Here is a 26,046-nt window from a genome sequence, read left to right on the forward strand (position 1 = left end):
TGCCCTGAATGTGGTACTTAATGTTAAATCGTATATCCATCACTTGATGTACTTTATAACGTTATTGTGAACTTAAGACAAATTGAACTTTAACCCGTAAGGATTGAAAAAATTGATGAGCAGGGTAGTAATCTTATCCGCCATTAATTCATGCGGCTGCCCCATAAATAAACAGCGCTGCCTGTCTCTGCCACAGTAGCGCTGTAATTTGTAATTGTTGAGAATGCGATGAGCTGGTGTGATGGCAGACTATAAACTCTGGTCGACGCTGATGCGTGATAACACGCGATAAGGTTTACACTCCGCCAGCCAGCCGGGAATATCGCCAGGGGGAAGCGGCTTTGAGAAATAGTAGCCCTGGGCTTCATCACAGCCATACTCATTGAGCATGTGTGCCGTCTCCTGGTCTTCCACCCCTTCCGCAAGCACGACATAGTGTAGCTCTTTGAGCATCATAATGACGTTGCGTGCAATGATGCGGCTACCCGTGTCGGTCGTAATCTGACTGATAAGCGAGCGATCCAGTTTGATAACATCAATGGGAATACGACGCAGATAGCTGATATTGCTGTAGCCTGCGCCAAAATCATCCAGCAAAATTTGAAAGCCCAGTAGTTTAAGCCTGTCGAGCTCCTCCAGCGCGAGCTCGCTCTCCAGCACTTTTTCTGTTTCAAGGCATTCGATTCGCACATCGGCCGGAGATAACCCGGCACGTAACACACTATTTTCCAGCTCGTCGGCAAAGCCTTTACGGGAAAAATCACTGACGGTTACGTTGATGGAGATGGGGAGCTTAATCCCTGCGGCGCGCCAGGTTTTCAGCTGCAAAATGACGGCCTTAATAACCCACTGGGTGATTTCAGGCATCAGGCTGGTTTTCTCGGCAAGGGCGACGATGGTGGTCGGCGGGATATTCCCAAGCTGTGGATGACGCCAGCGTAATAATGCCTCCACGCCTTCCGTTTTGCCTGAACGCAGGGACACCTTAGGCTGATACACGAGATAAAGCTGGCTTTTTGATTTGATGGCCTCACTCAGGTCATAGAGCAATTTAAAGTCTTTGTTTCTTTTATGATCAAGAATGGGGTTGAACTGCAGCACCGGAATATTCTGGCGAATTGACTCATGCAGGGCGCTGATGGCCTGACGGACGATTTCATGGGCATCATCGTCCTGTGGTGAGAATTTCACATAGCCGGTGTGAATGGTCAGGGTGATATCGATGTCCTGCGCCATTTGTGCCTGGGTGCCAGGCAGTGTCTCGGCACGCTTTACCAGCGCCAGGGCTTGTTCAATATCCACCAGTACGGCAAAGCGGGCCGGCGCGAAAGAGTAGAGCGGAACACTCTCTTTTAAGCGAAGCCGCAAGCGTAGCAGGGGAATAAAGCTACGCAGCATGTTATCGACGGCGGGAAGCCCAAGATAGCGGGTGAGTTCGTAGGCGCGCGGCATATCAATGCAGTCGAAAATCACCAGACCGTATGTATTGCGATCTTTATTGAGGGTTTTTTGCTCCATTTCACGAATCAGGAACTGGCGATTCGGCAGGCCGGTTAAGGTATCGACGCGGCCAATAGCGTACCGGGCCTCCAGGTAAATCGCAGAGAGTTCAGCAATACGGTTAAAACTCTCAATCTGCTGCGCGCTGGGGCTGAATATGGAGGCGCTGCTGACGCACAGCGTACCCAGCACCATTCCCTCTTTCGTCATCATCGGGGCTGAAGCATAAAACATAATATCGCCATTCTTTACCAGTGGCTGATGCGAGAAACGGTTATCAAGGCGAGTGTCAGGACAGACAATGGTTTGACCACTGTCGCGCGAGTACTGACACATGGTTTTTTCTATCGGGACTTTGAAATGTTCCAGCGGGACATTTTTCACATATTTGATGTATTGGTAATCATCATCAAATACGGTGATAAAACATCCTTCAACACCCATTACCTCACAGGCGAGGCAGGCATATTCGGTGAGGGCAGCGTCGCGGGTCTTATCTTCCTTACGCAATAATTCCAGCGCTGCGAGTCTTTTACTTTCGCTTTTTTTAAGTCCGGTGAACATTGCGAGCTCCTGCTCAAAAAAGAGGCTAATGGGATCTGCTACACCGACAACATCAATGGTCCGGATGAAAATCTGCTAAAAACGTTTTTTTAGCTCATCGATTACCACCAGCCGAGCTGCGTGCCAGCCACAGCAACTATTGCCACGATAAGCATTATGATGGTCGTTTTTTTCATGGAAATACTCCTCGGCAGGGAACCGTTTTAGGCGCCATGCTTACATAAATTAAATAGAAGAAGATGAGATAATTCTCAAGCCAAAAACTACGTTTTGATACGATTAATTGAGCCTGAGAAAGGGTTTTTTCTCTTTGCCATTTTTATCCTGATACATAGCCTGGTCCGCTATGCGCAGGGCGTTGTCTGCATCAACCTCCTCCGGATTTATTTCCACTACACCAATACTTGCGCCGGGATAAAATATCCTGACGTCGCTCAGTTGATATTCCCCGGTCAGACACTTCTGCAAATTTTGCTTAAGGGCAATTAATCGTTTAGTTTGCGTTTTACCCACCGGGGCGCCCGGACAGGCGATTAAAAATTCATCTCCACCGAGTCGTCCCACCACATCATCTTTGTCGCACGCGTCCATAAGCCGGTGCCCAATCTGAATTAGGAACTGATCGCCAGATTCATGTCCGAGTTCATCATTAATTTTCTTGAAATTATCAAGATCAATAAACCCAATGATTATCTGGGATTTCACATGGCGGGCAAAGGAAAAAAGGGTAATAAGATTATCAAAAATAGCGCGACGATTGGGTAAACCGGTCAGCGCATCCGTGTAGGAATGGCTTATCAGTGCGGCATTGGCTGCGCGCAGTTGATTAACCAGATGATCTTTTTCAATGGAGCGGGCTATCAGGCCAGCAAAAAGCGTCAGTACCTGTTCGCCGCGGATGCTCAGCGTATGTCGCTCTGAGCTGGCCGCGCAGAGCGTTCCATACAGTGACCCATCGGCCAAATGTACAGGCGTGCTTAAATAGGTGGTGATGCCCAGCGCTTTTGCCGCTTCACAATCCGCCCAGTGAGTCGCCACGTCATTGCTGAACGGACAGCCTTCGTCCAGCGCGCGTTTGCACAGACTGTCACCCCAGGGGAGTGAAAAACCCTCTGGAATATCAAGCTGTTTGCTGTTTCTGGCATAAAGAATATGTTGATAACGTCCGTCGTCATCGATTTTAGTGAGGTAGGTGGATTCCATTTCGGTGACCATCTCCAGCATTTCAAGGAGTTGTCGTACAAGGCTTTCAAGAGAGTGATCTTGTGAGAGAGTTTCGGAGACCCGGGCCAGGATGAAATCGGACATTACGCTTGTTTACCTCTGTCGACTGCGCGCGATACATGCACTTAATGCTGAAATTTTAGGCTCGACATATTAAAGCATGGCTTAAATGAATTTCATATATCGTCATCTTTTCACCGGCAGTGTTGAGAAGGCAAAAAAAGCCCCGTTGTTGAGACGGGGCAAAAAACTCATTGATTACGGAATGATGTTCTCTGGTCATGGGTGAGAACAGGAGTCAATATAGCGGGCGAAGGTGATGTAAAGATGGAGAAATCGTGGAGTTGTTGCCAGTAACACATTAAGCTAAATTTCTGGCTGATTATCTCAAAATGGACAATTTGATGAACAAGACGCTGTTAATGCTTATTTTTACCCTGACGGCCTGCGCGGCAGAAAAAGAGGCCCCCCCACCGCCACAGGTCGGCATGGCAAACCCTGCAGCAGAATACTGCCTGCAAAAAGGCGGAGAGCGGGTACCGGTACAAAGTCCACAGGGGGTGCGAACGGCGTGTAAATTATCCAACGGCACGGTTGTAGATGAATGGGAGCTGTGGCGACAGGATCATCCGCAATCCGGATCGTGACACCAGCATCAGCGTCAGGTTACACTAGCGATTAAGAATTATCCTGGTGTTCCTGTATTTTGCGCGAGATGACTATGTTTCAATTACGTCCGGGCGGCCTGGCAATGATAACAGGCGCTCAAACCCCCCTCGGAAGAGGCAATATCGGTAAGGCCGTCGAGCTTTTCGGCCTCTTCGAACCGGGTCAAACCTTCCTCAATCCAGTTAACGGGGTCATGACCCGTATGCCTTTGAACATGCCACAGGCGCTCTGGCTGGTAACCGGTGATGTCGTTGCCTTTGATGGTCAGCATGGCTTCGCCTTTGTTCGCGCCGGGCACTTAATGCCACTGCAACCGGACGCGCTGCCGCAAGAAGCTGTGACCCGCGAAATTATAAACGGTTAAGCCACTCAGCAAGAATAACGGCATGATTTTGCTGGCTGTCTTTCGCCGCATAGAGCAGCGTCAGCGGCTGTTTTTTTAACCGTGCCGTTAGTTTGCGCCCCTCCTCCTTGTGCGCGTCTAACTCCTGCAGATAGGCGTCACGAAAGGCGTTGAAATCAAGAATGTCAGCATGAAAGTCTTTGCGCAACGCCGTTGAAGGGGCGAGGTCTTTGCACCATTCATCCGGTTTAAGTTCGCTTTTTTTAATTCCTCGTGGCCACAGTCTGTCGACCAGAACCCGGTAGCCATCCCCGGCGGATGCCGCCTCGTAGACCCGTTTACAGTGAATTTTCATCATTATCTCTCGCGTTGACCCACTCGATGAGCTCTGCAATATCGTCATGTGAGAAAACCTTTATGCCGTGCGCCTCAAGTAGCGCGCTCGCCACCCCTTTGCCGCTGATTTGTGTACCGCTGAAGGTTCCATCGTAAATGTGCTGACTTCCACACGTCGGGCTGCCGTCGGTCAGTAACGCGGCACAACAGTTCTCCTTTTGTGCCGCTTCTAACGCCAGCCAGGCGGCCAGTTGATAATGCGCGGTCACATCCTGACCGGTGCGCTCCAGAATCCGCGCTTTACCCTGCATAACAGCGCTCCCGTCACCCGATATAATTTCCGCAGCTGGTCGTGGCGTGCGCAGACCTGCCGCCAGCTCCGGGCAATGCACAACCAGGCGTTTTTCCTTCTCCCAGCGTTCAAGGGTCTGTTGCAGCGCCGCTTTTGCGCTGGCGTTATAACGAACGTTAAAGCCCATCAGGCAGGCGCTTACCAGAATTTTGCTTTGCATAGGATTTCCAAAACGGTGGACGACCATTGTTATCCGAACGCGCCAGATGACGAACTACCAGCTTTAAGAGATTGTGATAAAGGCAAAAGTTCGTTAATGTGAGGTTCCTTATGTTGTCCGTTATCTGCCTGAACGTAAGGAACCCTTCATGACCCATATTCCCGTTAAAGATACGCTACGTATTGCCCTGGTCGGCGATTATAACCACGATGTTGTTGCCCATCAGGCTATCCCTCTGGCTATCGATGACGCAGCCGCTGTTCTCGACATCACCGCAGATTACGACTGGCTGGCGACCTCTGAGATTACCAGTAGCGACGATCTCGTCGGCTACGATGCAGTCTGGGTCGTACCGGCAAGCCCTTACAAAAACCCTGAGGGCGCTTTTATTGCTATTAAATATGCCCGCGAAAACGCCATTCCTTTCCTTGGCACCTGCGGTGGGTTCCAGCATGCCATTATTGAATACGCCCGCCACGTGCTGGGTTATGAAAATGCCGCGCATCAGGAGACGGACAGCGAAGGCAAAATGGTGATTGTACCGCTGGCCTGCTCGCTGGTGGATCAGCGCGCGGCTATCGAACTGCGCCCGAATACCCTGATTGCGAAAGCGTACGGTCAGGTTGAGATTGAAGAGGCATATCGTTGCAGCTACGGCATCGCGGATGATTTTGCCGCTGAGCTGGAAAAAGGCGATCTGCGGGTTACCGGCTGGGATGAAGAGGGCGAAATCCGCGCGGTTGAGCTGGTAAGCCATCCGTTCTTTGTGGCAACGCTTTTCCAGCATGAGCGCAATGCGCTGGCTGGGCATCCGGTTCCGCTGGTGCAGGCAATGCTGCGTGCAGCCTGCGATTAAAAACAGGCCCTGCGGGGCCTGCTTTTTTATCTGTTCTCGCTTTCTCTGTCCCGCCCGGCAAACGCGCCCGATACCGCCATCACCACTGACAGCGCCGCACAGGTCAGCAGCGGAATATGCCAGCTTCCGCTGACGTCATGAATTTTCCCCATCAGTGGCGGGCCGCAGGCCGCCAGCAGATATCCTACCGACTGTGCCATGCCCGATAACGCCGCGGCCTGATGTGCGCTAAGCGCGCGCAGGCCTATGAACGTCAGGCCAAGGATCATGGTGCCGCCAGAGCCAAAGCCGAATATCAGCGTCCAGGCTACTGCCTGTTCAGGCCAGATAACAAAACCGGCTGCACTGAGCGCACACAGCAGGGCGATGATGACCGCCACCCCACGATGATCGCGCAGGCGATGCAGTATCAGCGGCACGATAACCCCCGGCGAGGCCGTCGCCAGTTGCAACAGTCCGTGCAGTGAACCGGCACCCGCTTCGCTGTAGCCATAACTCAGCAGAATCGCAGGCAGCCAGCCAATGACCACGTAATAGATTAAAGAGTTGATACCAAGAAAGAGGGTCAGTTGCCAGGCGAGCGCCGAGCGCCAGATCCCCCGGTCCTGCGTGAGCGGCGCGGCAGACAGAGGTGTCGGTTGCTGTCGTTGAAGCTGGGGTAACCACAACAGCAGCGCCAGGAGCGGGAAAACCATCAGCGTCAGCAGCGCCCCACGCCATCCTGCCCCCATCATGGCGACAGGCACCACCACCGCAGAGCCCAGCGCTGCCGCGGCCCCCATTGTCAGAGAGTAGGCACCGGTCAGTTTAGCGACCTCACCGGGAAAATCGCGTCTGAGGATCCCCGGCAGCAGCACATTCCCTAATGCGATACCGCAGCCGACTATCGCCGTGCCAGTAAATAACAGGGCAGTCGAGGGCAGGGAGCGTACGGCAACGCCGGCGCAAATAAGGAGCATTGCAAGCAACAGGCTGCGTTCCATTCCCCTGCGCCGGGCGATACCCGCCGCCAGAGGCGAGACAAAAGCAAATGCCAGCAGAGGAAGGGTGGTCAGCATCCCGGCCACGGCAGTGGATAAACCATAATCGTCGCGAATGGTATCCAGCAGGGGAGCCGCACCGGTAAAGGTGACGCGCAGGGTGGTGGCGATCGTCAGAATGCCCGCAATCAGCAGCACACGTTGCCTGCCACAGGGATGGAGCGCTAGGGTCATTGTATTCTCAGGAAAAATATCAGACGCACACCTTACCTCGTTTTGTTGCTGTTTGAATCAAGCTAAAATGACACACTATCGCTAAAAACGGACATTCGTATGCAGCACGGTCTTGGACTTGAGGGGTTCAACCCTGACAGCCAGCAGGAAGCGGCGCTGGCTTTCGGTATTCAGGTTAACGCCGACGAACAGCAGATCCCGGAACACCGCCATCGCAAAGGGCAGTTGATTCTGGCGCTTACCGGTGCCATTACCAGCGAAGTGGAGCATGCACGCTGGATGGTGCCGCCTCATCATGCGGTCTGGCTTCCGGGCAGGGTTGCCCACAGCAATCGTGCGACGCCCGGGGCGCAGCTGTACTTTTTATTTATTGAACCAGGTCGGGTCACGATGCCGGACACCTGCTGCACGCTTAAAATCTCTACGCTGGTGCGTGAGCTGATTATGACGCTTGCCACCCGCAGTCACCTTGAGCGCCAGCAGCCCGCAACGCAGCGCCTGGTTCAGGTACTTTTCGATGAGCTTCCACGTCAACCACAGATGCAGTTTCAGTTGCCCGTCTCGCCGCACCCGAAAATTCGTCAGATGGTGGAGAGCATGGAAAGGGCGCCTGAGCAGCGGCAAACGCTCACCGAGTGGGCGCACATTTTTGCCATGAGCGAACGTAATCTCGCACGGCTGGTGGTGAGGGAGACGGGATTGAGCTTTCGCCGCTGGCGGCATCAGTTACAACTGATTCTGGCGGTAAGGTTACTGATTGGCGGAAATGGGGTGCAGCAGGTCGCGCAGGCGCTGGGCTATGACTCCACTACGGCCTTTATCACTATGTTTAAAAAAGGGCTGGGACAGACGCCGGGTCGCTACCTTGCTGCGTTAGGGGCAGGGTGATTATTTTATGCTGCAAAACCCTTTTTCTAATCATGGGCATAGCAACTTCTGGCTGCGTTTCACTTTCGAATAAGCGTTTCGTATGGTCGCCGGAGTTTCAATAACTTTTTTAGCTAATCTATGCACTTTTTGATATTTGTCTGATGTTAGCGGGTATGTGAATTTAGCCATGAATTCTGACTAAAAACAGGGCGTAAGAATTAGCATGGCAACCTCAGCACAATATAAAAAAATCGGTGCGCTGACCGCACTGGCACTTCTTTCTTTCTCTTTTGCCGCTCATGCGGACAAACTGGCGGATATCAAAGCCGCTGGCGTCGTAAAAGTCGCGACCTTTGATGCCAACCCGCCATTTGGTGCCATCGACCCACAAAGCCATGAAATTGTTGGCTATGATGTCGATTTTGCTAAAGCACTGGCCAAAAGCCTGGGCGTGAAGCTGGAGCTGGTGGCAACCAACCCGGCGAACCGTATTCCATTGCTGCAGTCGGGCAAAGTGGATCTGATTGTGGCAGACATCACTATTACCCCAGAGCGTGCGCAGGTCATTGATTTTTCAACACCCTATTTCGTGACCGGGCAGCAGTTCCTGGTATCGGCCACTGGTTCAGATAAGCTTGACAGCTACAGCAAAGCCCGCATCGGTGCAGTAAAAGGCACCACCGGCGAGCAGGCGCTGCACCAGCGTTTCCCGCAGGCCCGCGTGCTGGCGTATGACGACATCCCGCTGGCGCTGACGGCACTGCGTAACGGCAATGTGCAGGCAATCACCCAGGACAGCACTATCCTCGCAGGGCTGCTGGCGGAAGCGCCGGATAAGGCAAAATTCAAAATCCTGCCGGATCTGCTCTCAAAAGAGGAGATTGGGGTCGGGGTCACCAAAGGCGAAACGGCGCTGTTAAACGCGGTTAATGACGAACTCGTTAAGCTTGAGCAGAACGGCGAAGCCGCAAAAATCTACGACGCCTGGTTTGGACCGCAAACCAAAGCTCCGGCTCCGCGCAGCTTTAAAATAGAAGCGAAGTAATATGCTGGCAGGTCTCTTCTCCTCCTCCGTGGCCCAGGCCCCGGAGGTTTTTCCCGTGCAAAAAGGCACGGTGGAATTTCGTGGTGCCAGTAAAAGCTACGGCGACCATCGGGTGCTGAATAACATCAATTTACAGGTCGCGGCCGGCGAGGTGGTGGCAGTCTGTGGGCCGTCAGGTTCCGGTAAATCGACCCTGATTCGTCTGATTAACCAACTGGAAACGCTGACTGACGGCGAGATTCTGGTGGACGGAAAACCCACACGGCAGCTTAAAGGCCGGGAATTGCGCGCCCTGCGCCGCCACGTGGGGTTTGTCTTCCAGCAGTTTAACCTCTATGCGCATCTGACCGCGCTGGACAACATCACCCTGGCGCTAACCAAAATTCACGGTAAATCGGCGGCGCAGGCCAGAGCGATAGCGCTGGCGTTGCTTGAGCGCGTCGGGCTGAAAGAGAAAGCGGAGCACTATCCCTCACAACTGTCCGGTGGGCAGCAACAGCGCGTGGCGATTGCCCGCACGCTGGCAGCCGATCCGCATATCATTCTGTTTGATGAGCCTACTTCAGCGCTGGATCCTGAGATGATAGGCGAAGTACTGCAGGTGATGAAATCCCTTGCCCATAGTGGGATCACGCTGATTGTGGTGACCCATGAAATGCAGTTCGCCCGGGAGATTGCCGACCGCGTAGTGTTTATTGACGGTGGGGAGATCCTCGAAGAAGCGGCGCCTGACCTCTTTTTCACCGCACCCCGCCATCCACGGGCGCAACGCTTCCTGCAAAAAGTCCTTAACCCACTGCATGCCGACAGCAAGGAGTTGTAATGGGGATCCATCTCGACTGGGCAGGGGTCTTCACCGGCCAGCCAGCGCAATGGCTTATTTCCGGTTTTCTGACCACTGTCTGGGTCACGGTAGCGGGTGTGTTACTTGCCACGCTACTCACCGTACTTCTTCTCGCGCTCCGTCTGGCGGGGGGCAGACCCGGAAGGATTGTCGTTGCCTGCTGGGTCTCGCTGTTTCGTAACACCCCGTTGCTGGTGCAGATCCTCTTCTGGTACTTCGCCGCCTGGAATGTTCTGCCCGAAGGCTTTCGCCAGTATGTCAATGACGACCACGCCTTCAGCATTCTGCCGGGCGACGTCTGGTGGTTTACGCCGGAATTTCTTTCGTCCGCCTGGGCGCTGGGGCTGTTTACCGCAGCGTTCCTCGTAGAAGAGATTCAGGCAGGGCTAGGGGCCGTACCGGCCGGGCAAATTGAAGCCGCAAAAGCGCAAGGGTTCAGCGATCTGGCGCTGTTTCGTTGGATTTTGCTGCCGCAGGGGCTGGAAAATGCCTGGCAACCGGTGGTGGGGCAGTATCTCAATCTGATGAAACTTTCGTCGCTGGCGACCGGGATTGGGTTTGCAGAGCTGACCTACCAGACCCGGCAGATAGAGAGTTTCAATGCTCATGCGCTGGAAGCCTTCACCGTAGGGAGCGTGCTGTATCTGGCGCTGGGGTTGATGATGAGCCTGTTGTTCAATCTGCCGCGTGGCTGGCGCGGGTTAAGCCGCAAGGAGGCGTACCGTGATCGCTAATATCACTGTTATCACCGATAACCTCAGCTATCTGTTGTTGGGACGGGCGTTACAGGGCGAGCCGGGCGGAGTGCTGCTGTCGGTGCTGATGACGCTGGGGGCCGGAGTGCTGGCTTTTCCTGGCGGTATTCTGCTGGCCTGCCTGGCGTGGCGGTATCCTGGCTTGCCGCGAAAAGTGCTGTTTGCCTGGGCGGAGCTGATCCGCGGGATCCCGCTGATCTTTGTCATCTTCTGGATGTGGTTTTTGCTGCCCTGGATAACCGGTGCGGATCTGCCAGGGGCCGTTACGGTGACGCTGGCGCTGGCCTGGTTCACCTCGGCCTCGGTAATGTACTCCACGCTCGCCGCGCTGAATGCGTTACCCGCAGGGCAATATGAAGCGGCAGTAAGTAGCGGATTTGGTGCCTGGCACATTTTGCAACTGGTGCTGCTGCCTCAGGCGCTGCGCAATGCGATACCATCGTTTATTGGCCTGCTCATTGCTTTACTCAAAGACACGTCGCTGGCATTTATTGTCAACGTACCGGAGCTGACCACCGTAGCCGGGCAGGTTAATAACCGGGTACAGGTATATCCGGCCGCGTTGTTCATCTTTACCGGTCTGGTGTACTACCTGCTGTGCAGCCTGTTAGAACTGAGCGTGAAGCGCTGGCAGCGCCGGCATCTACTGCCGACCAATTAACAATGAGACCAGCCCTGCCGCAATCAGTGGCCCTACCGGTACGCCCCGGAACAGGGCCACACCCAGCACCGTACCCACCAGTAATCCTGCTACCAACGAAGGCTGTGAACTCATCAGCGTGACGCCGCGACCGCCCAGCCACGAGACGAACACGCCAACCGCAATTGCCACCAGCGACTTCCAGTTCAAAAAGGAACTCATCAGCGTGGAAGGTGGCAGGGTACCGCTGGCAATGGGCGCCATCACGCCAATGGTCAGGATGACAATCCCGATAGTCAGCCCCTGTTTTTCAATCCAGGGAAAATAGGCATTGAGTGGCGTAATCCGCACGATGATGAGGACCATGACGGCAACAGCAACGGTGGTGTTATGGCTGAAAAAGCTCAGCGCCACCAGTCCAAGAAGAATAAAGAGAGTGGTATCAAACATGGAGAGGGTTTCGTTCCTTGTCAGAATAAAAGAAGCCTGCTTACCGTACTTTACGCGTAAGCGCATTGATAAGCAGGCTTTTTATACCGAAAGGCGCATTTTCGGGCAATCGCATTAACCCGTGATTAACAAGGCTTCCAGCGGGCTACCCTCCCGGATAAACACGGGTATTGTCTCAAGCCCGGCGGCCACCTGAATGCGCTGCCGGCCCTGATAACGCTCGCCATTAAGCGCCACCCAGCCGTGGTCCCCCGGCAGCCAGACGTCACGTTCGCGTGCCCCCGCCTGTAACACCGGAGCCACCAGCAAATCATCACCAAACAGATACTGGTCTTCTACCTGCCAGCTCTCGGCGTCGTCGGGGTAGTGCCAGAACAGGGGACGCATCAGCGGATCACCGTGCTGGTGGGCCGTATCAAACAGCGCATCCACATAGGGACGTAGTTTCTCGCGCACCCCAAGCCAGTGTTGCATGATGGCGAAATTCTCCTCGCCATAGCTCCATAATTCATTAGGCGAACCGCTGTTACATTGCGGGATGCCGTTACGGTAACTTTCCGGTGGCTGGATCTGCGGTTCACGGTAGCCGTGCATGCGCAGCACCGGGCAGAAGACTGCCCACTGGAACCAGCGGATCAGCAGCTCGTGGAAGGCGGGATCGTTGACGTTGCCCCCCTGGAAACCGCCAATGTCGGTCGTCCACCAGGGTATACCTGCCATCCCCATGTTCAGCCCGGCAGCCAGTTGGTTTCTGAACGCATGAAAAGAGGAGTGCACATCGCCAGACCACGCCAGCACGCCAAAGCGCTGGCTGCCCGCCCAGGAGCAACGCACCAGATTAACAATCTCCTTCTCGCCACTCGCAACAAGCCCGTCATAAAAGCCCTGGGCAAAATCGCGCGGGTACTGGTTCCCTGTCTCCAGAACCGGCCCGGCGTGATAGCGGTAGTTATCGAAGTCATAGGCGCGATATTCCGGCTCGGCTTCGTCCAGCCAGAAAAGTTTGATACCGAGATCGTAGTAATTTTTCTTTACCGTCTCCCAGACAAATTCGCGCGCCTGCGGATGGGTGGCATCAAAAAAGGTGGTATTACCCATAAAGTCGAGATTGACCTGTACGCCCCGATCGCTGGTGACCAGGTAACCTTTGGCTTTCATCACCGGGAACAGAGGACTTCGGGCCTCTACCGTCGGCCAGACGGAGACCATCAGCTCGATGCCCAGCGCTTTCAGCTCATCCACCATCGCTTTGGGATCGGGCCAGTCCACTGGGTCAAAGCACCAGGTGCCCTGATTCGGCCAGTGGAAGAAGTCGATGACCATCACCGAAAGCGGCAAGTGACGACGGCGATACTCGCGTGCGACTTCCAGCACCTCCTGCTGGGTGCGGTAGCGTAGTTTGCACTGCCATAGTCCGCTGGTGAAGCCGGGAGCAGGGGGCGGCGTGCCGGTGGCTTTCGCGTATTGACGGGTAATGGTCTGAATGCTGTCGGCGGCGGTTATCCAGTAGTCCATCTCCTGGGTCACTTTTGCCTGCCACTGAGTCTGGTTTTTGGCAAAGCTGGCTTCGCCGATGGCCGGGTTGTTCCACAGCAGACCATAGCCAAGGCTGGACTGCATAAAAGGCACGCTGGCCTGGGAGTTACGCTGCGCCAGCTCCAGCACACAGCCTTTCAGATCCAGCCACGGCTGCTGGTACTGTCCCATACCGTAGATGCGCTCATCGGCACGGGATTCAAAACGCACGGTCAACTGGTACTTGCCGCCAGGCAGGGGTTTAAATTCGCGCCCGTCCAGTTTAAGGGCGCTGATGTATTTGTCCTGACTCTTTTCGCTGGCACCAATGCCGACGGTGGAGCGCTGTCGCCACATCTCTTCCAGCAGCAGTTCGCCGCGCTGGTTATAAAAGGCCAGTTGGCCTTTCAGGTTGAGGACGGCGGTAATGTTGCCGTTACGCAGGGTCAGTTGCTCTGGCTGGGCGCTGACCTTCGGCTGACTGGCCGCTGGCGCTAACAGCGCATGCAGGTTATCGCTGAATTGTGGGGCGCAGGTGGCCCGCACGCGCAGGCTGTTTACGCCCCAGGGCTCAATGCGCAGGATCTGACGCTCAAAACGCCATTCAATGCTGTCAGGGTGTTGGATCAGTTCGCTCATAATGAATACGTCCTTTTACGAAAGACTTTGACGGGCAAGGTTTATGGATTTCATGGTGCTGTCGTCGAGTTTGTACCAGCGCAGCGTGGCGAAGGCCGCCAGCGACAGCAGGCCGGGCACGACGGTAAACAGGGCAACGATGCAGTACATTGCCGTTGAAGTTTGTTCCGGCGCGTTAGCCACGTAACCACTCAGACTCAGCGTCCAGCCTACGATCGCACCGCTGATGGCCATACCCAGCTTCAGCACCGCAAGGAAAGTAGAGAAAATCACACCGTCCATGCGTTTCTTCTGCAACCATTCGCCGTAGTCTGCCACGTCCGCCATCATCACCCACATCAGGGTGGTGGTGGACTGATACAGCGTTGAAACGATAAACGTGAGAGGCACCAGCACAAAAATGGATTTCGGGGCAAAGAACAAGGCGATGCTGAGGACGCCAGCCAGTACCGAGCAGTAACCAAACATCTGGACTTTGCTGAAGTTACGGGTCAGGCGTTTTGCCAGTGCACTGCCTGCCGCTTTACCCAGAATATGCGCGCCGAGCATCCACATAAAATAGCTGGCACTGCCAAGATAATAGGTCACGAAATACATCATGGCACCGAGACGAATAACCCCAAAGCCAATATTGGTTATCACCAGCATGGCAACCACGCGCCATTGATCGTTACGTAACAAATCACGTAGTTCAGCAAGGTAATTATTATGTGTGGCCGGCGCTTTAATGCGTTCGCGAGTATTTGCAAAACAGATCCAGAACATAATCACCGCTGCGCTTGCCATTATGGCCATCGCCCAGCGGTAACCCAATAATTTGTCATCACCGCCAAGATATTGAGCCAGAGGCATCATAAAGAAGGTCGACATTGCGCCACCAAGGGTCGCTAAAAAGAAGCGATAGGATTGCAATGAAATACGATCCTCATTATTAGGCGTGATGACAGCACCCATTGAGCAGTAAGGAATATTAATCGCGGTATACATCAGCATCATCAGCGTATAACTGATGGTAGCGAAAATCATCTTACCGGAAAGGGTCAGCGATTCAGGCACGGCGTAGGTCAGCAGGCAGCTGGCCCCGAAGGGAAGTGCAAGCCAGAGCATCCAGGGACGGAATTTTCCCCAGCGGGTTTTGGTACGATCCGCAAGATAACCCATCGCCGGGTCGATAATAGCGTCAGCGGTACGCGCGAGTAAAAACATGGTGCCCACGAAGGCGGCGGGTAATCCTACAACGTCCGTATAATAAAAGGTCAGAAAGATAATGACGTTATCCAGCCCGACGTGGCTTGCCATGTCGCCCAGTCCATAACTGATTTTTTCTTTACGGGTGATCGTTAAATTCATTGTATTCACCAGACTCTGTAAGGTTATTTCAGGGGGGTACTGAATATATGGTGTGTCAATATTGGATGGTTAACAATTACGAGATCTGCCTTCGGAATTATGGAAACTGCTTTTCGTGATACCGGTAACAATTTATTTATGCATACTGCAAATAATAAATAACCCGCTTTTAAGGCGAAAAGAAAGAGATATTAGGGCAGGAATCGTTTCAGCCGCAATTGACATCAGGATAATCTGGTCCTGTCATTAAATCGTCACCTTAAGTGATTATTACTACCTTCATCTGGACAAAAAACAGGCATAAAAGATGAACGATCCGATGCAATATGAAGTGCTTCTCATCACGTTATCTTTTATTACCATGATGGTGGTGCTGGTTCTGGCGGTACTGATGCTGGAAAAAGCGGGCTGGCCATAACGCCACGCCCTGTTGCCTCACGGCAGGCGATGAAAACTGACCTGTTGCGGGCGCGCGATGCGCAGGTAATCCTCGGTGTTGAGAATAATAGACTTCTCCAGAAGTCCGGCGTTAAAAGCTATCTCCTCAACGCGTTCAAACAGGAGCGGGTCGGCGACCAGTTTCAGGTCCGGATGAAAACTAAAGGGAGGGATGGCACCAAATACACAGGCCGTTAAGCTTTCAACTTCCGCCGGGCTTGCCAGCGAGGCTTTAGTGCCGCCAAAAAAGGATGCCAGTTGCGATAAGTCTGCCTGCAGATCAGCGGCCAAAATCGCCAGGACATGTCGTTTTACCCCGTTGCCTTTAATTTTACAGACCAGCGCTTTGGCGCCCTGGGCCAGGGCCGTTTTACGTATTTCACTCACCGCTTCGCATTTACCAGAGGCTTCGTGTTCAACCACACGATAGCGTGCATGGTGCGCATCAAGGGTTTCTATAAGATGCTGATGGATATCAAGACTGGCAATGGTGGACATTATCGCTCCCGGATGAATAGCGTAAAACCCAAGAGTAATGCAGCGCGACGGGGATGAAAATAAAAAAGCCGCCTGAGAAGAAGGCGGCTTAAAAAGCACTCATTTCAACAACGCTGTTATGTGTACTATTTTCAAAGGCCAGACGCTAATGGCGCGAATGGAAAATCGAGTTTGTCCGGAAGTAATATGCCATATCGACGGCGGGGCAAGAGGGGAAATAGCTGCATTTTTGTACCGCAATTTGCCCCTTAGGGTATTGTGCGCGAAAAACAGCCAGCGGGGGATCGCTGGCTGCCGGTTCGATTAACTGCCGGAGGTGGCAGCCTGTTTATGAAAAAGCTCGCGGAACACAGGATAAATATCTTCCTGGTCGCGGATGTGCTGGATAGCGAAGTTGTCGAACATCGTTTGCAGATGCTCGTACTCCCGCCAGAGCGTCTGATGCGCACGACGGGTGATTTCAATGTAACTGTAGTAACGCACCACCGGGAGGATCTTTTTCGCCAGAATCTCGTGACACAACGGCGAGTCGTCTGCCCAGTTATCACCATCCGAGGCCTGCGCGGCGTAAATATTCCATTGGGTAGGATCGTAACGTGCCTTCACCACTTCATCCATTAGCTTCAGCGCACTCGACACGATGGTGCCGCCTGTCTCCTGCGAGTAAAAGAACTCATGCTCGTCCACCTCTTTTGCCTGGGTATGGTGGCGAATATAGACGACCTCGACGTTTTTATAGGTCCGACTCAGGAAGAGATAGAGCAGGATGTAAAAGCGCTTGGCCATATCCTTGGTGGCTTGATCCATTGAGCCTGATACGTCCATCAGGCAGAACATTACGGCCTGGCTCGATGGCTCCGGGCGCTTTTCATAATTTTTGTAGCGTAAATCAAAGGTGTCGATAAAAGGTACGCGTTCAATCTTCGCACGCAGCTCCGCAATCTCTTTACGCAGACGCTCCTCTTCCAGTAGCTGGGCAGGTTCACTTCTGGCTACGTTGTCCAGATCCTCTTCAAGTGCGCGTAGTTCGCGTCGCTTACCGGCAGTCATCGCCGTGCGTCGCGCCAGCGAGTTCTGCAGAGAGCGCACGACGCTGATGTTGGCAGGCACGCCGTTTGCCGTATATCCCGCCCGGTGGGTTTTATACTCATTGAGCTGTCGGTGCTGATTTTTCTTCAGATTAGGCAGCGCCAGATCTTCGAAAAGCAGGTCCAGATATTCGTCTTTCGAAATCTGGAAGACAAATTCATCCTGACCTTCGCCGTCGGCGCTGGCTTCTCCCTGACCACTCCCACCGCCGCCACCGCCACCCTGAGGGCGCTCGATACGGTCATTCTGTACAAAGTGATCGTTACCAGGGTGGACACGATGGCGTAAGCCGCCGCGTCCCTGATGGAACATCGGTTCGCTGATGTCATCAATGGGAATTGAGACGGACTCACCGGTCTCAACGTCGGTGACGGAGCGTTTGTTAATCGCTTCGGAAATCGACTGCTTTATTTGCGCTTTATAACGGCGTAAAAATCGCTGGCGGTTAACCGTGCTCTTATTTTTACCGTTAAGTCTTCGGTCAATGAACCAGGTCATAGGCCCTCCGGTACTGCATTTGCCAACTTCTTATGGCGTTGTAATGCCGGACGGCATACCGCCCGTCCGGCCTACAGTTCTCATTGTTCTGGCCCGATACCGCGTACCGGGCAGGCATGACGTTAAGACGATTTGCGCACGCGCAGATACCATTCGCAAAGCAGACGAACCTGTTTGCGGGTGTACCCTTTTTCCATCATGCGGTCGACAAAATCGTCGTGCTTTTTCTGCTCATCGGTAGAGGTTTTGGCGTTGAACGAGATAACCGGCAGTAGCTCCTCGGTATTGGAGAACATTTTCTTCTCAATAACCGTGCGCAGTTTTTCGTAACTGGTCCAGTTCGGGTTGCGGCCACTGTTATTTGCCCGGGCGCGCAGCACGAAATTTACTATCTCATTGCGGAAATCTTTCGGATTGCTGATCCCCGCCGGTTTTTCGATTTTTTCCAGTTCTGCATTCAACGACTCACGGTCAAACAGCTGGCCGGTATCCGGGTCGCGGTACTCCTGATCCTGGATCCAGAAATCGGCATAGGTGACATAGCGGTCAAAAATGTTTTGCCCGTACTCGGAATAGGATTCCAGATAGGCCGTCTGGATCTCTTTGCCAATAAACTCAGCGTATTTCGGGATCAGATAACCTTTGAGGAATTCAAGATAACGTTCGGCCTGTTCCTGCGGAAACTGCTCGCGTTCAATTTGCTGTTCGAGCACATAGAAAAGGTGCACCGGGTTTGCCGCCACTTCGACATGATCAAAGTTAAACACGCGGGAGAGGATTTTAAAGGCGAAACGGGTCGACAGGCCGTTCATCCCCTCATCCACACCGGCATAATCACGGTACTCCTGATAGGACTTGGCTTTCGGGTCGGTATCTTTCAGGCTTTCACCGTCATACACGCGCATTTTCGAGTACACGCTGGAGTTTTCTGGCTCTTTCAGGCGCGACAGAATAGAGAATCGCGCGAGGGTTTCCAGCGTACCGGGCGCGCAGGGCGCATGGGTCAACTCACTGTGGTTAAGCAGTTTTTCGTAAATCTTGATCTCTTCGGAGATACGCAGGCAATAAGGCACCTTGACGATATAAACGCGGTCAAGGAAGGCCTCATTGTTTTTATTGTTACGGAAACTCACCCATTCTGATTCGTTAGAGTGCGCAAGAATAATACCGTTAAAAGGCAGCGCGGAGATGCCTTCCGTACCGTTGTAGTTCCCCTCCTGCGTAGCGGTTAACAGAGGGTGCAGCACCTTAATGGGTGCCTTGAACATCTCCACGAACTCCATAATGCCCTGGTTGGCCCGGCACAGCGCGCCTGAGTAACCATAGGCATCCGGATCGTTTTGAGCATGGTTTTCCAGTTTACGGATATCAACTTTACCCACCAGCGCCGAGATGTCCTGGTTGTTCTCATCACCAGGCTCAGTTTTGGCAATCGCAATCTGCTCAAGGATGGAGGGCCAGACTTTGACGACGCGGAATTTAGAGATGTCGCCGCCAAAATCATGCAGACGTTTTGCCGCCCACGGAGACATGATAGTGCCAAGGTAACGACGGGGTACGCCGTACTCTTTTTCCAGAATCTGCGCATCTTCCTGCGGGTTAAACAGGCACAACGGGTGATCGTTGACCGGGCTGCGTTCGCCGTTGGCGCTCAGTACGTAAATAGGGACACGCTGCATTAAGGCTTTCAGCCGCTCTGCCAGCGAAGATTTACCGCCACCGACCGGGCCGAGCAGATACAGGATCTGTTTCTTCTCTTCCAGCCCCTGGGCGGCGTGTTTGAGATAGGAGACAATCTGCTCAATAGCCTCTTCCATACCATAAAACTCTTCGAACGCCGGGTAGCGTCCGATAACCCTATTCGAAAAGAGACGGGAAAGCCGTGGCTCTAGCGCAGTGTCCACCATTACTGGCTCCCCAATAGCCATCAATAGTCTTTCAGCTGCGTTAGCATAGGCACTGCGATCCTGCTTACAAATAGCAAGAAACTCCTGCAGTGTGAACTCTTCGTCCTTGGCAGCTTCATAGCGCTGGCGGTAGTGATCGAATATATTCATGGCATGCCGTCCTATTGTAATCGATGGGAACATTTTAAAAGTACGGGCAATTTTTACTTTTAGCGTCGTAAACCAACAGGATAAAAAATGACTTATCGTCCTATTTGTTATGAGCGTGTATCGAGTTTTGATCAAGTCGTAAGCGGAGCGGGTCTGGATGATCGGCGTTCAATTATTGAACAATCTTTAGATGATAATTCTGAAAAATTTAGTGATGATAGGATTTATATAATAGATGAGGGCGTTTCTGCGTTTAAAAATGCCAACATTTCACCCGGCTCGAATTTAGGTAAATTTTTACAGTATGTGCGTAATCGCAAGTCTGGGACTGCCGATGCATTAATAGTCACATCATAAGATCGCTTGAGTCGTCGTTCGTCGTAGGCGGAAAATACTATTCAATTCATCGTTGTTAGTGGCATTGTCGTACATCATATCAGTACGGGTTTAGTGTTAAAAAACGATGACAGTTTCTCAAAAATACTCATGGAAATTATCCTACAGTGTTCGCATAACGAATCGCTGATGAAGTCAGTACGTGCGAAGGTGGTATGGCAGAACAAGGTGCAAAGAGCGGCAGCTAATGGTGAGGTAGTATCCAACCGTATGCCATTCTGGTTAGAAAACATTGATAACAAGTACTCGATCATTCAGGAACAGGCTGTACTCATTGTGCAGTGTTTTGAATGGTACAGGCAGGGGTTTAGTACTGGTGAAATTGTTAAACGGCTTGATAATCCTAAGTGGCAGATGGTTAGGGTATCGAGGCTCATTCGTGACCGCAGATTGTTAGGGAACATAAGCGGCACAACGATGAGGTGATCTCGAATGTGTACCCAAAAATCATTGATGATGCACTATTCCTAACTGCTAACCGTATGATGGATACGGTTATGACTGATAAGAAAAAGCCTGCTGGGGATCTTCTTCTTGAGCCATCTGTAGTTAAACAAATATTCTCATTGTCAGAAAGTGGGCTTGGATCTGGAGCCATAGTAAAGCGATTACCAAAAGGCTGGAGTACGGTAAACGTATTAAGAGTACTTAGAGATAAAAAAGTTGTTGAAATGATAATTATCGACAACCTTACATTTGAACGAGTAAATACAAAACTCACTGCAAATGGTGTTGCAAACTGTATAAGAAAAGATGTAACCCTTGCACAAGATGATTACATTACAAACCTTTTCTCAAGAATTCTAAAGTGTGGTTGTTGTGGTGGCAATATTGCAATCCATTACAACCATGTAAGAACGAAGTATGTAATTTGTAGAACGAGGGAAGAGAAGAAAAGATGTGCTGCTAAATCTATTCAACTGTAATAGCAGGTTTATCACCCATCAGTCCTTTATATAATTGCTTAAGTCTGGTATGAACTTTAGTTTGTTTGCTATCGAGTTTTGCTAATTTATTAATGACATCATCGATGGTTTTCGATAATTTCCATTTTGGAATGGCATTGGTCTTTTTTACACGCTCCGAAAAATAACATGTAAAAATCTCACTTGCTATCTTGTATTTTTGAGATGATATGAAAAAGTACAGAGTGTGTAATTTAAATATTTCTTCTATTATGGTTTTTTTTGTTTTCTTTTAGAGAATAACCATACCACATTAGCTCTGATTTTTCTGAGTCAAACTTCAACTTATAGCCAGAGTTATACGGATCTTTTATGTCTTTGAGTTCAGAGAAGTGAGTTTTCAATTTATTATATCTAGGAAGTACTTCTTCTCGATGACTCTTAACAACGATTTCAAGAACCTTTACCAACTCAATGAAACTCCCATCAATTGAGTCACTCACAACTCAACTCAGCATTGTTTTTACATTGTTTTTAAGGAATTTAATTGCATCAGGTAAACCATTTTGATTTAGTTTTGGTTTAAGCCACTTCTTTGTTTGTAATACTGCGTAAACTGCAGCACTTGCAATAGCAATGATACATAAAGCACTTACCCAATCCGTTACAGAACCCCACTCGAAACCTTTCGAACCAGCGAAAAGTACTTTTATAAAAAACAGAATTTCTAAGGAAGCAATAATCCCTATCATAATAAAGAAAGGTGTAGAATATTTTTTAATGTCCATATCAAGCCTTAATCAAAATCAGTTGCAACACATCACCACCACTGAAACTTATATAAATATTTTTTAAGATAAATCCCAATATTATGTTACTACTTTAACGACAAAGACCGTCTTATTATTGCTGTCGTTCAGACAATGCCAGAGGCTGATGATGGATACAGTAGAGCAGTTGAACGGAACGTACTTCTATGCTGGTAAATCTAATTTAAGTGCTGCTGAATTGTTCTTCATGGTGTTTTGTGAGAAGACTGTAGAACAGTTTGGATGAGGTGTTGCCGATTTCGCGGCAGTTATTGCAATAGTTTCAGGCCGAAACGATCTACCTACTCGCACCAAACCTGGTGGGTCTATTACTGGTACGTCGTATGCGTCGAAAGCATCCCGAGCGGTATTTAAAAAGGCAAAGTTCCCATTCGGTTTGTCGCTTCCAACTTGGTTAGGTGGGTACACTCCCTGGACCGCAAGAAAACAAATGGTACGTAACATCGCTCCATTCGTTGGACGTACTATACCGCTAATCGGTGTATTGATACTTGCGAATGACGTATCTCAAATTGTCTATCGTACCATCAGCGAGTACAACGCTATTGCAAGGGGAAATGACAAGCTATGGTAGATAACATTGAGGAACGAGTTTATGAAATCGTTCGCCCATATGCAGGGACATATGTATTGTCTGATAAACCAGTTCTATTGACTCCAGTGACAGATCTCGATAGTGATCTGTCTATCGATGAACTGGAGGCTGAGGATCTGATGGAGCGGTACTTCAACGAACTACATGTAGACAGAGGGGATTTTAATATCAAAACATATTTTCCCGACACTCCGGTTTCATGGAATCCATTTAAAAAAACAGAGCCAGTACCAGTACCCGATTTTACTATAAGTATGTTAATCGAGTCAGCTAAAGCCGGACGATGGTTATATGACTAATTTATCTATAAAAATATTGATACGTCTGAAATTTTGAATCGCCACGGATAATCTAGACACTCCTGAGCCGTCGATAATATTGATTTTCATATTCCGTCGGCGGCATCTGATCACTCGAACCATGCCGACGCTTACTGTTATAAAGCATTTCGATGTAATCAAAAATATCGCTGCGGGCTTCTTCCCGCGTTCCATAGATCTTTTTCTTTATCCGTTTACGCTTCAGCAACTGGAAAAGCTTTCTGCAACCGCATTATCGTGGCAGTTACCGCGACGGCTCATGCTGCCTTCCAGACCGTGTGATTTCAGGAACGACTGCCACTCATGGCTTGCGTACTGACTGCCCTGATCAGAGTGAACCAGCACCTGTTTTTGGGGATTACGCCGCCATACAGCCATCAGCAGTGCGTTCAGGACATTGTCCTTTGTCATCCGGGATTGCATTGACCAGCCGATAATTTTGCGTGAGAACAGATCAACCACCACGGCAAGATACAGCCAGCCTTCGTGGGTCCTGATATAAGTGATGTCCGTTACTCAACGCTCATGCGGAGCATCCGGATTGACCTGTCGCTGGGGCCTGTTGGGTGTCACGATGCAGGCCTCGCCTTTACGTGCCCGCGGGCTCCGGTATCCGACCTGAGCTTTTATTCCGGCACGCTTCATCAGCCGCCAGACACGGTTCACTCCGCACTGCTGTCCGGTATCACGCAGATCGAGATGGATCTTGCGATAACCATAAACGCATCCCGACTCCAGCCAGAACTGTTTGATCTGTCCTGTCAGTCTCAGGACTGTCTGATGGCGTTGTGAATGCGGCTGCTGAAGCCAGGCGTAAAAGCCACTGGGATGAACATCCAGCACCCTGCAGAGCAGACGAACAGGCCAGCAACGGGAATTGTCACGAATAAAGGCGTACCTCAGTCGGACAGCTTTGCGAAGTACGCCGCGGCTTTTTTAATATGTCCCGTTCGTCGGTAACCCGCTTCAGCTCTTTCTGAAGACGGCGTATCCCGACCTGAGCATCTGCCTTTTCTTTATTAGTGTTAGGATACGGACCGTACTTCGTTATCCAGGCGTAAAGGCTGTGGGTGGTGATATCGAGACGTGTTGCAACACTGGAAACAGAATGACCATGATAAAAAACCTGTTTGACTGCTTCAATTTTAAACTCTTCGGGATAACGTTTACCGCTCATGGGCACCTCTCTTTAAGTCATCTTAAATGACTCCGAGGTGTCTGTTAAACCCGTGGCGATTCATATCAGTACGACATGCTACTGCGTTGCCTTTTGTAATGCATAAGTAAAATAATTTGGGATGAATGAGGAGGGCGGTTACACTTCTTACGCCGATTATTGACAACAGGAAAGAAAGGACTGTGACCAAATTCAAACTCCTGGCACTGGGTGTGCTAATCGCGACTTCAACCTTTGCTGCCAGTGCCGAAAACAACTTTTCGCTCGGTGCGGGCGTGGGCGTGGTGGAGTCTCCTTATAAACAGTACGACAACAAAGCCTATCCGGTGCCGGTTATCACCTACGAGAGCGATGACTTCTGGTTCCGTGGATTAGGTGGCGGGTACTACCTGTGGAACGATCAGGCAGACCAGCTCTCGGTCTTTGCAGCCTACTCCCCCTGGAGCTTCAAGCCTGGTGACAGCGACAATAATCAGTTGCGTCAGTTGAATAAGCGTAAATCAACCGCGGTGGCGGGCCTCTCTTACATTCATAATACCGAGTACGGTTTCCTGCGTACTGCGATTGCAGGGGATATACTGGATAACAGCAATGGTGTGACCTGGGACCTGGCGTGGCTTTATCGCTACACCAACGGTGGTCTGACCCTGACGCCAGGGATTGGGGTTGAGTGGAGCAGCGACAACCAGAATGAATACTACTACGGCGTGTCCCGTTCTGAATCCCGCCGTAGTGGCCTCGACAGCTACGATCCGGACAACGGCTGGAGCCCGTATCTCGAACTGACCGCCAGCTATCGTCTGACTGATAACTGGAGCGTTTACGGCACCGGTCGTTATACGCACTTGTCTGACGATATCAAAGACAGTCCGATGGTTGATAAATCCTGGGCCGGGCTGCTATCGGCAGGTGTGACCTATCGCTTCTGATTGTGCTTTTTGATAGTGCAATTTGTGCACGCAAACAGGGCCTTTGGCCCTGTTTTACTTTACGGTGGTGCATTATTAAAAGGAGGACGAAATGACAGAGAAACATGTTCTGTTTGCCGGCACCCATACGCTGCCTGCTATCGGCCAGGGGACCTGGTACATGGGTGAAAATGAACGACAGCGGTCGCAGGAAGTTGATGCACTGCGTGCGGGCATTGACCTTGGACTCGGAGTGATCGACACCGCAGAAATGTACGCCGATGGGGGAGCGGAAGAGGTCGTGGGCGAGGCACTGCGCGGAGGCTTGCGCGATAAAGTCTACCTCGTTTCTAAAGTCTACCCGTGGAATGCCGGGGGTAAGAAAGCCATCGCCGCCTGTGAAGCCAGCCTGCGTCGCCTGAACACTGATTATCTGGATTTATACCTGCTGCACTGGCGCGGTAACTTCTCCCTTGCCGAAACCGTAGAGGTGATGGAAACCCTCATTGAGCAGGGCAAAATTCGCCGCTGGGGCGTATCCAACCTTGATTACAGCGACATGCAGGCATTGTGGCAGGTCCAGGGCGGCAACGCCTGTGTGACCGACCAGGTGCTTTACCATCTCGGTTCACGGGGTATCGAATATGATCTGCTGCCCTGGTGCCAGCAGCAACAGATGCCAGTCATGGCCTACTGTCCATTAGCCCAGGCGGGACGTTTGCGTGACGGCTTAATGCACAACCGCGTCGTGGAGGAGGTTGCGGCGGCGCATCAGGCTACTGCAGCGCAAATTTTGCTCGCCTGGGTTATCAGCCATCAGGGTGTGATGGCGATTCCCAAAGCGGCAAGCGTGGCGCATGTGGAAGAGAATGCAGCAGCGCTAAGGATTACGCTGAGTGAAGAGGAGTTATCCCGGCTGGATAAAGCGTTTCCTGCACCGGGAAGGAAAACGCCGCTCGATGTCGTATAGCGGTGAGATAACGCCCTTCCCTGGCGGGAAGGGCGTGAA

At 51.6% G+C, this 26,046-nt stretch carries 28 protein-coding genes and 2 pseudogenes; 15 read left to right on the forward strand and 15 right to left on the reverse strand.

Annotation, left to right across the window (positions count from 1 at the left end):
* Positions 1-249: 249 nt before the first annotated feature.
* From M1D91_RS09340 to M1D91_RS09350, 3 genes are all read right to left on the reverse strand, one after another.
* Positions 250-2,064 (reverse strand): sensor domain-containing phosphodiesterase, encoded by a 1,815-nt coding sequence (locus M1D91_RS09340; RefSeq protein ID WP_437430326.1) that lies wholly within the window; start codon positions 2,062-2,064, stop codon positions 250-252.
* Between the two features lie 101 nt (positions 2,065-2,165).
* Entirely contained in the window at positions 2,166-2,240 is a 75-nt protein-coding gene (yoaJ, locus tag M1D91_RS09345; RefSeq protein WP_103677854.1) for a protein YoaJ, read from the reverse strand.
* A 103-nt stretch (positions 2,241-2,343) separates the two neighbouring features.
* Positions 2,344-3,372, reverse strand: a complete 1,029-nt coding sequence (locus M1D91_RS09350; protein ID WP_437430327.1) for a sensor domain-containing diguanylate cyclase — start codon at positions 3,370-3,372, stop codon at positions 2,344-2,346.
* A 320-nt stretch (positions 3,373-3,692) separates the two neighbouring features.
* On the opposite strand from M1D91_RS09350, the gene M1D91_RS09355 reads away from it, so the two are divergent.
* The gene (locus M1D91_RS09355; protein ID WP_437430328.1) at positions 3,693-3,935 is read left to right on the forward strand and encodes a putative hemolysin; all 243 of its coding nucleotides are present in this window, start codon (positions 3,693-3,695) and stop codon (positions 3,933-3,935) included.
* A gap of 74 nt (positions 3,936-4,009) precedes the next feature.
* The gene (locus M1D91_RS09360; protein WP_437430329.1) at positions 4,010-4,321 is read left to right on the forward strand and encodes a hypothetical protein; all 312 of its coding nucleotides are present in this window, start codon (positions 4,010-4,012) and stop codon (positions 4,319-4,321) included.
* Here M1D91_RS09360 and M1D91_RS09365 read toward each other — a convergent pair.
* Together M1D91_RS09365 and M1D91_RS09370 are read right to left on the reverse strand one after the other, a co-directional pair.
* Positions 4,308-4,655, reverse strand: a complete 348-nt coding sequence (locus tag M1D91_RS09365) for a DUF488 domain-containing protein (RefSeq protein ID WP_437430551.1) — start codon at positions 4,653-4,655, stop codon at positions 4,308-4,310. The genes M1D91_RS09360 and M1D91_RS09365 overlap by 14 nt on opposite strands.
* Positions 4,639-5,148, reverse strand: coding sequence for a 2-thiouracil desulfurase family protein (locus M1D91_RS09370; protein WP_437430330.1), 510 nt, complete (start codon positions 5,146-5,148; stop codon positions 4,639-4,641). The genes M1D91_RS09365 and M1D91_RS09370 overlap by 17 nt, the downstream gene beginning before the upstream one ends.
* 148 nt (positions 5,149-5,296) lie before the next feature.
* On the opposite strand from M1D91_RS09370, the gene M1D91_RS09375 reads away from it, so the two are divergent.
* Positions 5,297-6,004 (forward strand): CTP synthase C-terminal region-related (seleno)protein, encoded by a 708-nt coding sequence (locus tag M1D91_RS09375; RefSeq protein WP_437430331.1) that lies wholly within the window; start codon positions 5,297-5,299, stop codon positions 6,002-6,004.
* A 26-nt stretch (positions 6,005-6,030) separates the two neighbouring features.
* Here the strand turns inward: M1D91_RS09375 and M1D91_RS09380 are convergent, their stop codons facing one another.
* Complete coding sequence (locus tag M1D91_RS09380) at positions 6,031-7,218, reverse strand: CynX/NimT family MFS transporter (RefSeq protein WP_437430332.1); 1,188 nt, start codon at positions 7,216-7,218, stop codon at positions 6,031-6,033.
* Between the two features lie 99 nt (positions 7,219-7,317).
* Between M1D91_RS09380 and M1D91_RS09385 the strand changes: the two genes are divergently transcribed.
* From M1D91_RS09385 to M1D91_RS09405, 5 genes are all read left to right on the forward strand, one after another.
* Positions 7,318-8,106, forward strand: a complete 789-nt coding sequence (locus tag M1D91_RS09385; protein ID WP_437430333.1) for an AraC family transcriptional regulator — start codon at positions 7,318-7,320, stop codon at positions 8,104-8,106.
* 205 nt (positions 8,107-8,311) lie between these two features.
* Positions 8,312-9,133 (forward strand): ABC transporter substrate-binding protein, encoded by an 822-nt coding sequence (locus tag M1D91_RS09390; RefSeq protein ID WP_437430334.1) that lies wholly within the window; start codon positions 8,312-8,314, stop codon positions 9,131-9,133.
* Between the two features lies 1 nt (position 9,134).
* The gene (locus M1D91_RS09395; protein WP_437430335.1) at positions 9,135-9,956 is read left to right on the forward strand and encodes an amino acid ABC transporter ATP-binding protein; all 822 of its coding nucleotides are present in this window, start codon (positions 9,135-9,137) and stop codon (positions 9,954-9,956) included.
* The gene (locus M1D91_RS09400; RefSeq protein ID WP_437430336.1) at positions 9,956-10,711 is read left to right on the forward strand and encodes an amino acid ABC transporter permease; all 756 of its coding nucleotides are present in this window, start codon (positions 9,956-9,958) and stop codon (positions 10,709-10,711) included. Before M1D91_RS09395 ends, M1D91_RS09400 begins: the two co-directional genes overlap by 1 nt.
* Positions 10,701-11,393 (forward strand): amino acid ABC transporter permease, encoded by a 693-nt coding sequence (locus M1D91_RS09405; protein ID WP_437430337.1) that lies wholly within the window; start codon positions 10,701-10,703, stop codon positions 11,391-11,393. Before M1D91_RS09400 ends, M1D91_RS09405 begins: the two co-directional genes overlap by 11 nt.
* Here the strand turns inward: M1D91_RS09405 and M1D91_RS09410 are convergent.
* The 3 genes from M1D91_RS09410 to M1D91_RS09420 all read right to left on the reverse strand — a co-directional run bounded on the left by M1D91_RS09410 (position 11,376) and on the right by M1D91_RS09420 (position 15,326).
* The gene (locus M1D91_RS09410) at positions 11,376-11,822 is read right to left on the reverse strand and encodes a DUF441 domain-containing protein (RefSeq protein ID WP_437430338.1); all 447 of its coding nucleotides are present in this window, start codon (positions 11,820-11,822) and stop codon (positions 11,376-11,378) included. The two genes, M1D91_RS09405 and M1D91_RS09410, sit on opposite strands and share 18 nt — an antisense overlap.
* A gap of 114 nt (positions 11,823-11,936) precedes the next feature.
* Positions 11,937-13,976 (reverse strand): glycoside hydrolase family 31 protein, encoded by a 2,040-nt coding sequence (locus tag M1D91_RS09415; protein WP_437430339.1) that lies wholly within the window; start codon positions 13,974-13,976, stop codon positions 11,937-11,939.
* A gap of 15 nt (positions 13,977-13,991) precedes the next feature.
* Complete coding sequence (locus tag M1D91_RS09420; RefSeq protein WP_437430340.1) at positions 13,992-15,326, reverse strand: glycoside-pentoside-hexuronide (GPH):cation symporter; 1,335 nt, start codon at positions 15,324-15,326, stop codon at positions 13,992-13,994.
* A gap of 307 nt (positions 15,327-15,633) precedes the next feature.
* Between M1D91_RS09420 and M1D91_RS09425 the strand changes: the two genes are divergently transcribed.
* On the forward strand, positions 15,634-15,744 hold the full coding sequence (locus M1D91_RS09425; protein ID WP_437430341.1) for a small membrane protein YoaI: 111 nt from the start codon (positions 15,634-15,636) through the stop codon (positions 15,742-15,744).
* Positions 15,745-15,761: 17 nt separating this feature from the next.
* Here the strand turns inward: M1D91_RS09425 and M1D91_RS09430 are convergent, their stop codons facing one another.
* The 3 genes from M1D91_RS09430 to yeaG all read right to left on the reverse strand — a co-directional run bounded on the left by M1D91_RS09430 (position 15,762) and on the right by yeaG (position 19,906).
* Positions 15,762-16,262 (reverse strand): YbaK/prolyl-tRNA synthetase associated domain-containing protein, encoded by a 501-nt coding sequence (locus M1D91_RS09430; protein WP_437430342.1) that lies wholly within the window; start codon positions 16,260-16,262, stop codon positions 15,762-15,764.
* A 303-nt stretch (positions 16,263-16,565) separates the two neighbouring features.
* Entirely contained in the window at positions 16,566-17,849 is a 1,284-nt protein-coding gene (locus M1D91_RS09435) for a YeaH/YhbH family protein (protein ID WP_437430343.1), read from the reverse strand.
* 122 nt (positions 17,850-17,971) lie between these two features.
* Positions 17,972-19,906 carry a protein kinase YeaG gene (gene yeaG, locus M1D91_RS09440; RefSeq protein WP_437430344.1) on the reverse strand — a complete coding sequence of 645 codons (1,935 nt, stop codon included), beginning with the start codon at positions 19,904-19,906 and terminating at the stop codon, positions 17,972-17,974.
* An 87-nt stretch (positions 19,907-19,993) separates the two neighbouring features.
* Here yeaG and M1D91_RS09445 point away from each other — a divergent pair, with 87 nt between their 5' ends.
* Positions 19,994-20,263: a hypothetical protein gene (locus M1D91_RS09445; protein WP_437430345.1), complete on the forward strand. Its 270-nt coding sequence runs from the start codon at positions 19,994-19,996 to the stop codon at positions 20,261-20,263.
* Between the two features lie 536 nt (positions 20,264-20,799).
* Complete coding sequence (locus M1D91_RS09450; protein WP_437430346.1) at positions 20,800-21,228, forward strand: recombinase zinc ribbon domain-containing protein; 429 nt, start codon at positions 20,800-20,802, stop codon at positions 21,226-21,228.
* A gap of 233 nt (positions 21,229-21,461) precedes the next feature.
* On the opposite strand, the gene M1D91_RS09455 is transcribed toward M1D91_RS09450, so the two are convergent.
* Both M1D91_RS09455 and M1D91_RS09460 read right to left on the reverse strand, forming a co-directional pair.
* Positions 21,462-21,710: a hypothetical protein gene (locus M1D91_RS09455; RefSeq protein ID WP_437430347.1), complete on the reverse strand. Its 249-nt coding sequence runs from the start codon at positions 21,708-21,710 to the stop codon at positions 21,462-21,464.
* A gap of 3 nt (positions 21,711-21,713) precedes the next feature.
* Positions 21,714-21,995: a hypothetical protein gene (locus M1D91_RS09460; RefSeq protein ID WP_437430348.1), complete on the reverse strand. Its 282-nt coding sequence runs from the start codon at positions 21,993-21,995 to the stop codon at positions 21,714-21,716.
* A gap of 151 nt (positions 21,996-22,146) precedes the next feature.
* Between M1D91_RS09460 and M1D91_RS09465 the strand changes: the two are divergent.
* Both M1D91_RS09465 and M1D91_RS09470 read left to right on the forward strand, forming a co-directional pair.
* Positions 22,147-22,611: pseudogene (locus M1D91_RS09465) on the forward strand (STM2901 family protein).
* The gene (locus M1D91_RS09470; RefSeq protein ID WP_437430349.1) at positions 22,605-22,931 is read left to right on the forward strand and encodes a DUF1493 family protein; all 327 of its coding nucleotides are present in this window, start codon (positions 22,605-22,607) and stop codon (positions 22,929-22,931) included. The pseudogene M1D91_RS09465 and the gene M1D91_RS09470 overlap by 7 nt, the downstream one beginning before the upstream one ends.
* Positions 22,932-22,983: 52 nt before the next feature.
* Here M1D91_RS09470 and M1D91_RS09475 read toward each other — a convergent pair.
* Positions 22,984-24,129: pseudogene (locus M1D91_RS09475) on the reverse strand (IS3 family transposase).
* A gap of 182 nt (positions 24,130-24,311) precedes the next feature.
* Here M1D91_RS09475 and M1D91_RS09480 point away from each other — a divergent pair.
* A complete protein-coding gene (locus M1D91_RS09480) occupies positions 24,312-25,058 on the forward strand; it encodes a MipA/OmpV family protein (protein ID WP_437430350.1) in 747 nt (248 codons plus the stop codon).
* 91 nt (positions 25,059-25,149) lie between these two features.
* Positions 25,150-26,007: an aldo/keto reductase gene (locus M1D91_RS09485; protein WP_437430351.1), complete on the forward strand. Its 858-nt coding sequence runs from the start codon at positions 25,150-25,152 to the stop codon at positions 26,005-26,007.
* Positions 26,008-26,046: the final 39 nt, after the last annotated feature.

The sequence above is a fragment of the Enterobacter sp. SA197 genome (assembly GCF_054131575.1).